The following is a 12,420-nucleotide window of genomic DNA, read 5'->3' on the forward strand; positions in this document are numbered from 1 at the left end:
CGGTCCGCCGCAGCGGTTGCTCTGCTATACGTTGATCTGGTGTAGCAACCGCTGCGGCGGACCGCTATAAACCATAAACTCTAAACCTTCCCCAACTAAACAGAGCCCAGTCGGCCGGGCTGGTAGACGAGGTTCCGGTACAGCAGCACCAGAAAATACACCAGACAGCCCACGACCGTCAGCTCCATTCCGTATTCGATCAGGTGGCGCGGCGTCAGCACCATCGCCCAGTTGGTGAAAACGGGTGTCCCCAGTCCCCACCAGTACGTGGGCTGCACCACGACCGCCGCGTTGAACAGCAGCAGCGCCAGGAGCTGCCGTCTGCTCGATAAATTCAGGATACCCAGCACAAAAGGCATCATGAAAATGAACGCGTAATTGCTGAATGAGCTTTTATGAAAAAACATCATAAAGCTGAAACACAGCGAAAACAGGACGGGTAATGCCTTTTCGTAAGTCGTTTTCTGCTTCAGAAAAGCGGCTGCCAGACAGGCAACGCCCATCGTCGCGGCCAGCCCGACCCAGCTCAGCGTTTTGGCATACGGCCGGAAATCGCCGATGATGGGGCTGACCACCGTCCACAGGTTTGGCGCAAACGGCATATCGGCAAACATCAGCGGCGTCAGAAACTTCTCACCCACCAGCCAGACCAGCAGCGCAAACGACGGAATGCCCACCAGAAGCAGCCCGGCCAGGTATTTGAACGGCCTTTCGACCAGAAAAAACAGCGAAACCACCAGCAGCACCGCCAGCGCCTTCGTCGTAATCAGCGCCAGCGCCATTACCACGCCCACCCAGAAGCTGTTTCGGGTCCGTTGCCAGACCAGCGCCGAAATGACCACAAAGAGCCACATCCAGATGTCCTCCTGACCACCCAGCACGCAGAGCACCAGCGGTCCCGGCAGCATCAGGTATACCAGCACCCGGATCAGCGCGTCCCGTCCCAGCAGCGGGCGGTAAAATCGCCAGGTCAGCCAGAGCGCCAGCCCTTCCATCAGAATCATGAGCGCCACGACCGCCTTGGCGCTTTGCCAGAAAAGCACCGGCAGGGCCGTCATGTAGGCAAAGAGCGGGGAGTACGGCGACCAGAAATCCCGGTACACTACCTGCCCCCGGCTCGCTTGCAGGGCGGCGTCGAAAAAGACCGGAACGTCCGAACGAGGCTCCAGACCCAGCACCAGATAAACCAGCACAAAAGGGATTACCCGCAGGAAAACAAAGAACAAGGCAATGAGCGACCCGTGCTGGCTTTCCGAGAATCGGTTCAGGTACTTTCGAAGCCACAGCAGCAGCACCACGGCCACCGACAAAAAAAGAGCTATTCCAATTTTTACGCTTAATACATCCATTCTAACACGGGCTGGCCCATTTGCACTGAGTAATTGGGGCCGAAGTTAGCCCGGTTGTCGGCAAATCACCAACGAAAAGTTAGCCAGGTGTTTTTATGAGTTCACCTGATCAGCCCAGTTGAACCGGTCGCTCGGGGAGAATTTCCACGGAGCCATGTTGTTTTCGACGTTGCTGAACATGGCGTTCCACGAAGCCGGTGCCTGCGCCTCGTCCATGATTTTGTAGCGCCGAAGCTGCAGAATGATCTCCAGCGGATTGATATTCACCGGGCATTCCTGCACACAAGCCTGGCAAGTGGTGCAAGCGTTAATTTCCTCGACGGTGATGTAGTCGTTGATGAGCGTCTTGCCGTCGTCCACGAACGTGCCGCCGTTGGCGTCCCGGTTCCGGCCCACTTCCTCCACCCGGTCGCGGGTATCCATCATGATTTTGCGCGGCGACAGTTTTTTGCCCGTGATGTTGGCCGGGCAGGCCGCCGTACAGCGCCCGCACTCGGTGCAGGTGTAGGCATCCATCAGGTTTTTCCAACTCAGGTCGAACACGTCTTTGGCCCCGAAAGTCCCGATTTCGGCCGGCACCTCATTCGGATCAGGCTGCGTAATGCCCAGCGCCAGCTGTACTTCCTTCGTGATTTCGGGCATGTTTTTCATTTCGCCTTTCGGCTCCAGCTTCGAGAAGTACGTATTCGGGAAGGCCAGAATGATGTGCAGGTGCTTCGAATAGGTCACGTACACGGCGAAGAACAGGATACCCAAAATGTGAAACCACCAGGCAAACCGCTCGTAGGCAATCAGAGCCGTTGTGTTCCAGCCCTCAAACAGGGGCGTCAGCAGTCCGCTGATGAGAAAATCACCGGCCACAGGCACGTCGTAATGCGCCACGCCTTGGGCGCGCAGGACCGTGTCGGCGGCATTCCAGGTCAGAAAGGCCGTCATGAGCAGGATTTCGAACGTCAGAATCAGCGTAGCGTCCAGTTGCGGCCAGCGCCAGCTCATTTCTTCGTGCCGACTCCCCTGCAGGCGACCGACGCGCGTCACGTAGCGACGGGTTAGAAAGCCCACGCAGACCAGCCAGACGCCCAGCGCAAACACTTCAAAGACGTTGATCAGGAACGGATACACGGCGCCGAGGTAAGGCGCAAAAAGCCGGTGCGTGCCGAAAATCCCGTCCAGCACGATTTCTACGATCTCGATATTGATGATGACGAAGCCCACGTAAATCACGAAGTGCATCAGTCCGACGGTTACGTTGGTCATCATTTTCTTCTGCCCGAACGCCACCCGCAGCATGATGCTGAGTCGCTCGGACGGCCGGTCCTTCCGGTTTTCGGGCTTGCCCAGATTGATGTTGTCCCGAATGAACTTGTAGCGTTTCGTCACAAACCAGGCCGCTACGGCCAGGGCTGCCACAAACAAAATTTGCTGAATTATTGCCATAAATTAATCGCTGTTTATCAGGCATTTCGGCCTGAGGACAGATTTTTATTAAATTTATTTCAGGAAAATAGTTGCAAACAAGCCGAAAGTTACGCTACCTTTGCACCCACAAAACAAGACCGACGGTGATGTAGCTCAGTTGGTAGAGCAAAGGACTGAAAATCCTTGTGTCGGCGGTTCGACTCCGTCCATCACCACCGTCCAAAGCCCCGCAGCCATGCGGGGCTTTCTTGTTTTACGGCGATCCGGCCCGAAAACAGGACCCTGCAACCGTAACCGTCTGTGGCGTTCGTTTGTTGACAAAAGGTATGCGTGCATACTATTTTCTGTTGAGCAAATATAGTACATCTCCGGGCGATAACAAGCATATTTCCGGAAAAAATAGGACAATGATTGGGTAAGCCTTTCGCTCCGTTCAACGTATACACAGCCGAGCGTATATAGACAAAATACATTCTTTTCTATAAATAGTAACATTCTATTAAAGCAGAAGGTTATCTGGTCATGCACCCGGATACCTACGACATCGGCATTATCGGCGCGGGCTGTGCAGGCCTCAGCCTGGCGCGGGAACTGGTGGGCCGTTATGGCGGCGACCTTCGCATTGCCCTGCTCGACCCGGCCCTGCTGCAACATCCCGAAAAAACCTGGTCTTTCTGGACCCACGAGCCCGATCGCTACGCCGCTCTCGCCGAAGGTATCTGGCATAAAGTCTCGTTTGCCGACCACCGAGGCGCCCTGACCGAGCCCATTGCTCCTTACAGCTACGTTAGCATCCCCGCCCGCCGCTACCGGCAGCACATCCTTGACGAACTGTTTCGCCTGCCCAGCGTGCACCTGCGCACCGAAGCTTCGCGGCGGTACGGACCCAGTGGCCGCAACTACCTGATTCAGACCGAAGGGGCCGAAATCCGCTGCGAACGGCTTTTCAGCAGCGTTCACCCGCCCGCTACCCGCCCGGCCCGGTACGCTCTGCAACAGCATTTTCTGGGCTGGTTTGTAGAAACGCCCGAGCCCGCTTTTGAGTCCGACACGGTCACGCTGATGGATTTCCGCACCGAACCGGGCAGCGGAGCCGAGTTTGTGTACGTGCTGCCTTACTCCGACCGGCGGGCGCTGGTGGAATACACCGTTTTTTCGCCCCGACCATGGCCGGTTGGGACGTACGAAGAAAAACTAAAGGCGTATCTGCACCGGCGGAGCATCGACCGCTACAACGTCACCGCCTCCGAGCAGGGAAGCATCCCGATGACCGACTACCCGTTTCCGCAGCAAACCGCCGACGGCCTGCACCACATCGGTCTGGCGGGCGGACTGGCCCGGCCCGCCACGGGTTACGCCTTTCGGTTCATCGAACAGGACTCGGCCCTCATTGCGGCTTCGCTTCAGGACGGGCAGGTCAGCCGGTTTTCCGCGGCGGGACGCCACCAGTTTTACGACCGGCTGCTACTGCACCTCATCGACCGCTTTCCGGAGCGGGTCCCCGGCATTATGAGCGCCCTCTTTCGCCGGAACCGCTTTGCCGACATTCTGGCATTTCTGGACCGCTCGTCGGCCCCGCTCGACGAAGCCCGGATTTTCTGGCGATTACCCTGGTCTCCCTTTCTCCGCGTCCTGTATGAAAGCTACCTCCGCCCCTGACTACCGGCTTCCTGCGCTGCAACTGGCTCTTTCGGGCCTGCTGTGGCTCCTCTGGGCATTGCTGCCCGCCGACTCTTACCGCGACTGGGTGCTACTGGGGCCGGTGCTGCTGCTCGTCGGTATTCCGCACGGGGCCAACGATTTGCTGTTGCTGCGCAAACGCTTCCCACAATTGCCGCCGCGGCGGGCGTTTGGGCTGTACCTGGCCGTTTTTCTGGCTTCGGCCGGGCTAATGCTCTGGCTGCCTTTGCCGGGTCTGGTGCTATTTCTGGTCATTACCGCCTATCATTTCGGGCAGGGCGACCTGCACGACCACCTGCGTCCCCGGGCCGCCCGCCGCGCCGACGGCCTGTACGTAGCCTGGGGTGCCAACCTGCTGGCGGCGCTGCTGGCACTGCGTGCCCACGAACTGCCCGGCTACCTGCCCGACGGATACGGGTTTGCGGCGATTACGGACTTTTTTGTAGCCCTGCCGAATACGCCCCTGGCCTACGGAGCCGTGGCGGCCGGACTGCTGGCGGGGGCCGCGGCGGGGGGCTGGCTGAGCTGGCCGGAAGCGGGACTGCGGCTGGCGGCTACGGTTTTTCTGCTGCTGCTTTTTACTCACACGCGGCTGCTGGTTGGCTTTGCGGTTTATTTCGGCATCTGGCACAGCGTAGATTCTATCCGGTTGTTTAGCCGAAGCCTGTACCCGCCGGACGGGGCGGCGGGTTTCCGGCAATTTTACCGGGACGCGCTGCCGATTACCGTTCTGGCGTTCCTGTTTCTGGGCGGACTGCTGTGGCTCAGTGCGCAGATCGAGCTGCCTTACCCGCTTACGTTTGTGCTGTTCATCTTCATTTTTGCCATAACGGTTCCGCACGTGTTCGTGACCGAGCCGATTTACCGCCGTTCGCGGGGGGTGGAATGATTTCGGCCGACGTTCGTACCTTTGCGCTGTGCTGACCGATGACCTGCTTTCTTTTTTATCCGCTGAAAAAATCGACGCTGAACCGGTGGCGGTCGGGGCCGAAACCCCCTTTCCGCTGCTGAAACTGGCCGGCAAAGCCCTTTTTCTGCACCTGATTGTCGTGAAAAGGTACCGGGAGCAACCGACGGAGCCGTTTTTCTTCCAGCACCTTTCGGATAACTTTGGGCAGCGAGGCGAGCGCATCATACACCTGTGGGAAGATGTCTGGCGGCTGAAAAAAGAGGTGGTTCAGTCACGGCTCCGGGCACTGGCGGGACAATCCCAACGGATTCCGGCGCGTCTGACGCAGGTCCGGCGCCTTGACCGGCCAACCACGGCGGCCTTTCTCGACCACAACCATTTGCAGGTCGTCACGCTCTCGAAATACAAGTATGGACTGTTTCTGCCCGCCCGTTATTTTCGCGTGTTATCGGACGATTACCAGAAAACGGTCGATTCCGGCGCGACGGAACTGCTGGTGGCCGTAGCTACGTTCAGCCACCCCCGCACCATTCCGCGGAACGGAAAGCTTTCGCGCTCGGTTGAGCTGGTGCGCTTTGCAAACCGGTTAAACTGCACCGTCGTCGGCGGGCTCGACAAGCTGTTGAAAGCGTTTATCCAGGAACAGCATCCCGGCGACATCATGACCTACGCCGACCGCGACTGGTCGGACGGGCGGAGTTACGAGAAACTAGGCTTCGAGCGCGTGGGAACGACCGCCCCGCAGGAATTCTGGCTCGATGCGGAAACGCTCGTCCGCCACTACCCGCACCGGCTGGCGGAAGAAAGCGAAGAACTGATACCGGTGCATAATGCCGGAAGCCTCAAATTTGTTCTGAACCTGGATTACACGGATTAATAGATTTACCGGGATGCGCTGCCTCAATTAGACAATCCTGATAAATCCGTTAATCCGTGTAATCCAGGTTCAGGACCGTTTCCACTTTCTATGATCATCATCCTCGGCCCCACCGCTTCCGGAAAAACTCGCCTTGCCGTACAGTTGGCCCACCGACTCAACGGAGAAATCATCAGCGCCGACTCGCGCCAGGTCTACCGCGACATGGACATCGGTACGGGCAAAGATCTGGACGAATACCGGGTCGGCGACGCCCCCGTGCCCTATCACCTCATCAACATCGTGGACGCCGGAACGGAGTATAACCTGTACGAATTTCAGAAGGACTTTCACGCCGCCCTGGCCAACATTCAGCAGCGGAAAAAACTGCCGGTTGTCTGCGGCGGAACGGGATTGTATCTGGAGGCGGTCCTGAAAGGCCATCAGTTTACGGCCATTCCCATCGATGAAGCCGCCCGGCGTGCGCTGGAATCGTTACCTGATGAGGAACTGCACCGGATTTTCCGCGAAACGCCGTCTGCCTACACCCCGCTGGCCGACACTTCCACGCGCAAACGGCTCATCCGGGCCATCGAGATTTCGCGGCACCTGCAACAGCATCCGGATGCCGCAACGGCCACGACGCCCGAACTGACCGACTTTCTGGTGGTTGGTCTGAACCCGCCGGTCGAACTGCGCCGGGAGCGCATCAGCCGCCGCCTGCACGAACGGCTCCGGAACGGCATGATCGAGGAGGTGGAGACGCTGCTGAAACGGGGCATTCCGGCCGAAAGATTAATTTACTACGGCCTCGAATACAAATTCATTACGCAATACCTGACCGGCGACCTCGACTACGACACCCTGAGCAGCCGCCTGGAAACGGCCATTCACCAGTTTGCCAAGCGCCAGATGACCTATTTTCGCAAGATGGAACGCGACGGCCTCCCCATTCACTGGCTCGACGGGACCAGGCCAACGCCCGAACTGTGTGAGGACGTCGTTCGTTTATACCGTACCCGCGGGCTTTAACCCAGACCAAACCCGACGAAGTGCAAAACCTTTCCATCCAGTTCACGGGCTGAAGCCCGTGGTTACCAAAATGCCTGTCCACTTTCATCTTCAAACGCCGGAAGGCGACGACCGCCCGGTTTACGTTTCGGGAAATTTCTGCCGCTGGTATCCCGACGTGCCGGTGTTTCAAATGCAGCCCACCGCTCCGGGTGCTTACGAACTGGTTTTGCCCGACGGCCTTGCGCTGCCCGACCTCATCGAGTACAAATACAACCGCGGCGGCTGGGATTCCGTCGAGCTCAGCAATACGGGCGAAGGCGTGCACAACCGAACGCTGTCGGTTACGGAGGGCACTGCGACGGACTACGTACCCCACTGGCGTCTGAGCGGGCGGCCTTTCAACCCCGAGTTTTTGCCTAAAGTCGAACTGCTCAGCGACGAGTTTGACGTACCGCAGTTGCAGACAACCCGCCGGATCAACGTTCTGCTGCCCTACGACTACCACGAAACCGACAAGCAATACCCGGTGCTGTACCTGCACGACGGGCAGAACCTCTTCGGCGAGGGCGTGGGCTTCGGCAGCTGGAACATCGACCAGCGGATGGCCGTTCTGGCCGCCCGGCGGCGTCATGAAGTCATTCTGGTGTCCATCGACCACGGCGAAGAGGAACGAATCAAGGAGTTTTCGCCCTACCGGACCCGCTTCGGACGGGGCAAGGGACGGCAGTACCTGGAGTTTATCGCCCGGACGCTCAAACCCGCCGTGGATGCCCGCTACCGCACCCGTTCCGACCACGCCAGCACCGGCATCGGCGGCAGTTCGATGGGCGGCCTCATCAGCATTTACGCCGGACTGATGTACCCGGACGTGTTCGGAAGGCTAATGATTTTTTCGCCTTCGCTCTGGCTCTCGCCCAAGATTTACTTCGATGCCATTCATTTTCACAAAGCCGAACAGACGAAAGTCTACATTTACGGCGGCGAGGCCGAATCGACCTACATGGTGCCCAACATCCAGCGGCTGCATGACGCGGTCCGGCGGCAGGGCATCGATGATGAAAGCATCCAGTTCGAAGTGTCCGTTGATCCCGCCGGCGAACATAACGAAGCCCACTGGAGCCGGGAGTTTCCGAAAGCGGTCGAGTGGCTGTTTTATTGATTTCTGATTTAAACCGCAGGGGCGCTTTAGCCCGCTCTGTGCCCAATAAGATTACACATTGCTTTTTCGGTTAAATAACTATGAAAATTAGCATCACCACGCAGGTTGACCAGGCCGTCACGATACAGCCGCTCCTCCAGACCGACGAGCTTGCCCAGAAATTATCCCTTCTGGCCGCCAGCCTAAACCTGCCTGCCGAAACGCTGCAACAGGATTTTAAAGCCGAAGCCAAAGAAGTCCTGCCGATTTATAGCCCCGACGGCCGCAAGACCTTCCTGCTTGGTCTGGGTAAAGAACCGGGCGCTCTGGATTGGGTTAAGATTTTCCGGGAGTTCTTTTTTCGAAATAAAACCCGCCTGACCGGCCCGGTGGCCGTTGACCTGACCGAATTTACAGCCGAAACGGTCGAAAACATCGTGCAGGGCATTTTCTGGGGCGGCTATGACCTCCGGCTTTATGTGACGGATAAACCCGCCGCTACCGGCTTTTTTGCCGCCGACCCGGAACTGGTGCTTGTTTTGCCCCAAGAACGGCACCAAATGGCCCAAAAGGCCGCCGACCGCGCCCTTGCCCTTGCCACCACCCACCGCGAAATCCTTGATCTGCTCAACGCGCCTTCCAACTACCAGGCGCCGCAGACGCTGGCGGACTGGGCCGTAGAATCCGGCCGGAAGCACGGCTATTCGGTGACTGTTTTCGATAAGGCCGAAATCGAGCGGCAGGGCCTGCACGCACTGCTGGCCGTCAACCGGGGCAGCGACCTCGAACCGCGTTTCATCATCCTGGAATACCGGGCGGAGGGCGTTGAGAACCCTAAAAAGGTTGGACTCGTGGGGAAGGGCATTACGTTCGATACGGGCGGCATTTCGATCAAGCCATCGACCAACATGCACCTGATGAAAAGCGACATGGGCGGCGCGGCGGCCGTACTCGGGACGCTCGAAGCGGCGGCCAAACTGAAATTGCCCGTGCATCTGGTCGGCCTCATTCCGAGCACTGAAAACATGGTGGACGGTAGCGCGACCAAGCCCGGCGACGTCATCGGCTCGTATCTGGGCAAAACCATTGAAGTCATCGACACCGACGCCGAGGGCCGCATCATTCTGGCCGATGGACTCGGCTACGCCATCCGCAACTTCCAGCCGGACGTTCTGATTGATCTGGCGACGCTGACGGGCAACGTCATCGCCGCGCTGGGCTACCATGCCGCCGGGCTTTTTTCTCAGAACGACCAACTGAGCGCCGACCTGCTGGCCGCCTCCGAGCGCACGGGCGAGCGGCTGTGGCGGCTGCCGATCTGGGATGTTTACAAAGAAGACATTAAATCCGACGTGGCCGACCTCAAAAATTACAGCGGGAAGCCGTTCGCCGGGGCCATCAGCGCCGCCAAGTTTCTGGAAGTCTTTACGGAAAATCACCCCGCCTGGGCGCATCTGGATATTGCGGGCATGGCCTACGGCGATACGGAGTTCGGCTCGCAGAAAAACGGAACGGGTTTTGGAATCCGGCTGCTGATTGATTTTCTGGGTCGTTTAGGATGAGTTCTCGCAGATTAACGCGGATTTTAAACGCAGATTTTCGCTGATAATCTGTGAAAAATCTGCGCCTAAAATCCGCGTTAATCCGCGGGAAAACAGCTCAGATTGTCCCCTTGTCAACCGCCTGCACCGCCACACCCGATAGCGCCTGCACGCCCCACAACAGCCCGGCAAAACGTTCGTCGTTGGTCAGGCCCTTTTTGTACCGGGTGTAAATCTGCTGAATCACCACGGAGTTTTTGAACAGCCCGAAAACGTAGTAGTACACGATGTTCGACACGTCGCGGCCGCTGCGCTCGGCATAGCGGTCAGCCACCTCGCGGCGGGTAAGGTTTCCCGGCAGGTGCGTCAGGTTGAAGGATTTGCGGAAGAGGTCGTCGGTGCTTTCGGCCCAGTACGAAAGCGAGGTGCCGAGGTCCATCAGCGGGTCGCCCACGGTGCACATTTCCCAGTCCAGCACGGCGCGGATGTCGGGCAAATCGTCCGGATTCAGAACGACGTTATCGTATTTGAAATCGTTGTGCAGCAGCGTCGGGGCGTTTTCGGCGGGCAGAGCGTCGGTCAGCCAGCGGGCTAGTTCAGTCATGGCGGGCACGTCGTCGGTCTGGGCCGCGAGGTAGCGTTTGTGCCAGCCTTCCACCTGCCGCCGGATGTAGCCTTCGGGCTTCCCGAGATGCACCAGCCCCGTCTGCTGAATGTCCAGCGCGTGCAACTCGACCAGCGTATCGACCAGCGACTCCGACAGCCGCCGCATCGTTTCCGGCGAAATCCCAAGCTTCGGGGCCGTCTGCGCCCGCAGAATGACGCCCGGCACTCGTTCCATGACGTAGAACGGGCAGTTCATCACCGTTTCGTCTTCGCAGAAAATCACCGGCTCCGGAATGGTCCGGTAGCCCGCCGCCTTCAGCATCGACAGCACCCGGAACTCGCGATCCATGTCGTGCCCGCCTTTGATGTCTTTGGCCCCAAACGGCGGGCGGCGCAGCACGTATTCCTTTGCCGGCGTTTTCAGTAAATACGTCAGGTTGGAGTAGCCGCCGGGAAACTGGGCGATGTCCGTTATTTCGCCAAAACCGGGAAAAGCGTCATTCAGGTAGGCTTGCAGGGCCGTTAGGTCCAGCTCTTCGCCGGGGCGGATGGTGGTGGGGCGGTCGGGGGTCATGGAGTGGTCAACGGGTTAAAAATTTGTATCGCAGCGACTAAGGGAGAAAAACAGCCTTTAGCCGGGATGGTTCAGCACCTCCGCCCGGCTCTTTTCTCCGCTAAACGCTGCGATACAACTTATTTAATCAAACCTTGCCAAAACTTTCTCTGAAACGGTCAGGCCAATCGAGAGGGAGGAGGTGGCCGCCGGGGAGGGCGCGTTGCAGACGTTGACAGCCCGTTCGGTTTCCAGAATGGCGAAATCGTCGAGCAGGCCGCCGGTGCGGTCACAGGCCTGCGCCCGCACCCCCGCGCCGCCGTCTTCCAGATCGTCTTCCTGAATTTCCGGAATCAGCTGCTGCAACGCTTTGGTGAAGGCCGCTTTGGAGAACGAGCGGTAATACTCGCCCATGCCGGTCTGCCAGAATTTACCGGCTACTTTCTGGAAGCCCGGCCAGGTCAGCGTTTCGTAAAGTTCCTTAAAATCCACGTCCAGCTTTTTGTAGCCTTCGCGCCGGAACGCCAGCACGGCATTCGGCCCGGCCTCCACGCCGCCGCCGATCATGCGGGTAAAGTGCACGCCGAGGAACGGGAAGTTCGGATCCGGCACGGGGTAAATCAGGTGTTTGACGAGGTGCTGGCGGTGCGGCTTGATCTTGTAGTATTCGCCCCGGAACGGAATGATCCGCAGGTCGATGTCCTGCCGCTGCGTCATCTGGGCCACTTTATCCGAATACAGCCCGGCGCAGTTGACCACCAGCCGGGTTTCGTAGGTTCCCCGTTCGGTGACGACCACCGAAAGCGTGTTGCCCGTGGTCACCTGCACGACTTTTTCGCCCAGCCGCAGTTCGCCGCCCAGTTCGCGGAACTTCTGCGCGTATTTCTCCGTCACGGCGGCATAGTCCACAATGCCCGTGTACGGCACCCGGATGCCTTCCACGCCGGCCACGTGCGGCTCGATTTCGCGCATTTCCGCCGCCGACACTTTCTGAATATCTTTCAGACCGTTTTGCAGGCCGCGTTCGTACAGGTTGTTCAGAAGCGGCACCTCCTGCGGGTTGGTTGCCACGACGAGCTTGCCGCAGAGGTCGAACGGAATGCCTTCTTCGCGGCAGAACTGCACCAGCATGTCGTAGCCCCGGATGCAGTTCAGCGCCTTCAGGCTGCCGGGTTTGTAATACAGCCCGGAGTGAATCACGCCGCTGTTGTGGCCGGTCTGGTGCCGGGCTACTCCGGTTTCTTTTTCGATTACCGTTACGGTGAGGCCGGGGCGCTGCCGCTTGATTTGCAGAGCCGTTGCCAGTCCGACAATGCCCCCGCCGATGATGATGATGTCGGTCATATTCCGTTTT

General features: G+C 58.7%; 10 protein-coding genes and 1 tRNA gene. 7 read left to right on the forward strand and 4 right to left on the reverse strand.

Translation table 11 applies throughout. The features are described 5' to 3' along the window. Nucleotides 1-95 precede the first annotated feature (95 nt). Together ORG26_RS11130 and ORG26_RS11135 are read right to left on the reverse strand one after the other, a co-directional pair. Nucleotides 96-1,349 (reverse strand): hypothetical protein, encoded by a 1,254-nt coding sequence (locus tag ORG26_RS11130; protein WP_266369155.1) that lies wholly within the window; start codon nt 1,347-1,349, stop codon nt 96-98. Between the two features lie 93 nt (nt 1,350-1,442). Beyond that, nucleotides 1,443-2,786 (reverse strand): 4Fe-4S dicluster domain-containing protein, encoded by a 1,344-nt coding sequence (locus ORG26_RS11135; RefSeq protein ID WP_266369157.1) that lies wholly within the window; start codon nt 2,784-2,786, stop codon nt 1,443-1,445. A 124-nt stretch (nt 2,787-2,910) separates the two neighbouring features. Here ORG26_RS11135 and ORG26_RS11140 point away from each other — a divergent pair. The 7 genes from ORG26_RS11140 to ORG26_RS11170 all read left to right on the forward strand — a co-directional run bounded on the left by ORG26_RS11140 (nt 2,911) and on the right by ORG26_RS11170 (nt 9,928). Continuing rightward, a tRNA-Phe gene (locus ORG26_RS11140) sits at nt 2,911-2,983 on the forward strand. A 307-nt stretch (nt 2,984-3,290) separates the two neighbouring features. Continuing rightward, a complete protein-coding gene (locus ORG26_RS11145) occupies nt 3,291-4,427 on the forward strand; it encodes a lycopene cyclase family protein (protein WP_266369159.1) in 1,137 nt (378 codons plus the stop codon). Further along, complete coding sequence (locus ORG26_RS11150) at nt 4,405-5,337, forward strand: Brp/Blh family beta-carotene 15,15'-dioxygenase (RefSeq protein WP_266369161.1); 933 nt, start codon at nt 4,405-4,407, stop codon at nt 5,335-5,337. The genes ORG26_RS11145 and ORG26_RS11150 overlap by 23 nt, the downstream gene beginning before the upstream one ends. A gap of 28 nt (nt 5,338-5,365) precedes the next feature. Then, nucleotides 5,366-6,235 carry a PDDEXK family nuclease gene (locus ORG26_RS11155; RefSeq protein ID WP_266369162.1) on the forward strand — a complete coding sequence of 290 codons (870 nt, stop codon included), beginning with the start codon at nt 5,366-5,368 and terminating at the stop codon, nt 6,233-6,235. 90 nt (nt 6,236-6,325) lie between these two features. Then, nucleotides 6,326-7,246: a tRNA (adenosine(37)-N6)-dimethylallyltransferase MiaA gene (gene miaA, locus ORG26_RS11160; protein ID WP_266369163.1), complete on the forward strand. Its 921-nt coding sequence runs from the start codon at nt 6,326-6,328 to the stop codon at nt 7,244-7,246. Nucleotides 7,247-7,316: 70 nt separating this feature from the next. Continuing rightward, nucleotides 7,317-8,387 carry an alpha/beta hydrolase gene (locus ORG26_RS11165; protein ID WP_266369165.1) on the forward strand — a complete coding sequence of 357 codons (1,071 nt, stop codon included), beginning with the start codon at nt 7,317-7,319 and terminating at the stop codon, nt 8,385-8,387. A gap of 80 nt (nt 8,388-8,467) precedes the next feature. Continuing rightward, entirely contained in the window at nt 8,468-9,928 is a 1,461-nt protein-coding gene (locus tag ORG26_RS11170) for a leucyl aminopeptidase family protein (protein ID WP_266369166.1), read from the forward strand. A gap of 97 nt (nt 9,929-10,025) precedes the next feature. On the opposite strand, the gene ORG26_RS11175 is transcribed toward ORG26_RS11170, so the two are convergent. Both ORG26_RS11175 and lhgO read right to left on the reverse strand, forming a co-directional pair. Beyond that, entirely contained in the window at nt 10,026-11,087 is a 1,062-nt protein-coding gene (locus ORG26_RS11175) for a phosphotransferase family protein (RefSeq protein WP_266369167.1), read from the reverse strand. Between the two features lie 123 nt (nt 11,088-11,210). Continuing rightward, on the reverse strand, nt 11,211-12,410 hold the full coding sequence (gene lhgO / locus ORG26_RS11180; protein ID WP_266369168.1) for an L-2-hydroxyglutarate oxidase: 1,200 nt from the start codon (nt 12,408-12,410) through the stop codon (nt 11,211-11,213). Nucleotides 12,411-12,420 lie beyond the last annotated feature (10 nt).

Origin of the sequence: Tellurirhabdus rosea (assembly GCF_026278345.1) — a bacterium.
Taxonomy (GTDB): domain Bacteria; phylum Bacteroidota; class Bacteroidia; order Cytophagales; family Spirosomataceae; genus Tellurirhabdus; species Tellurirhabdus rosea.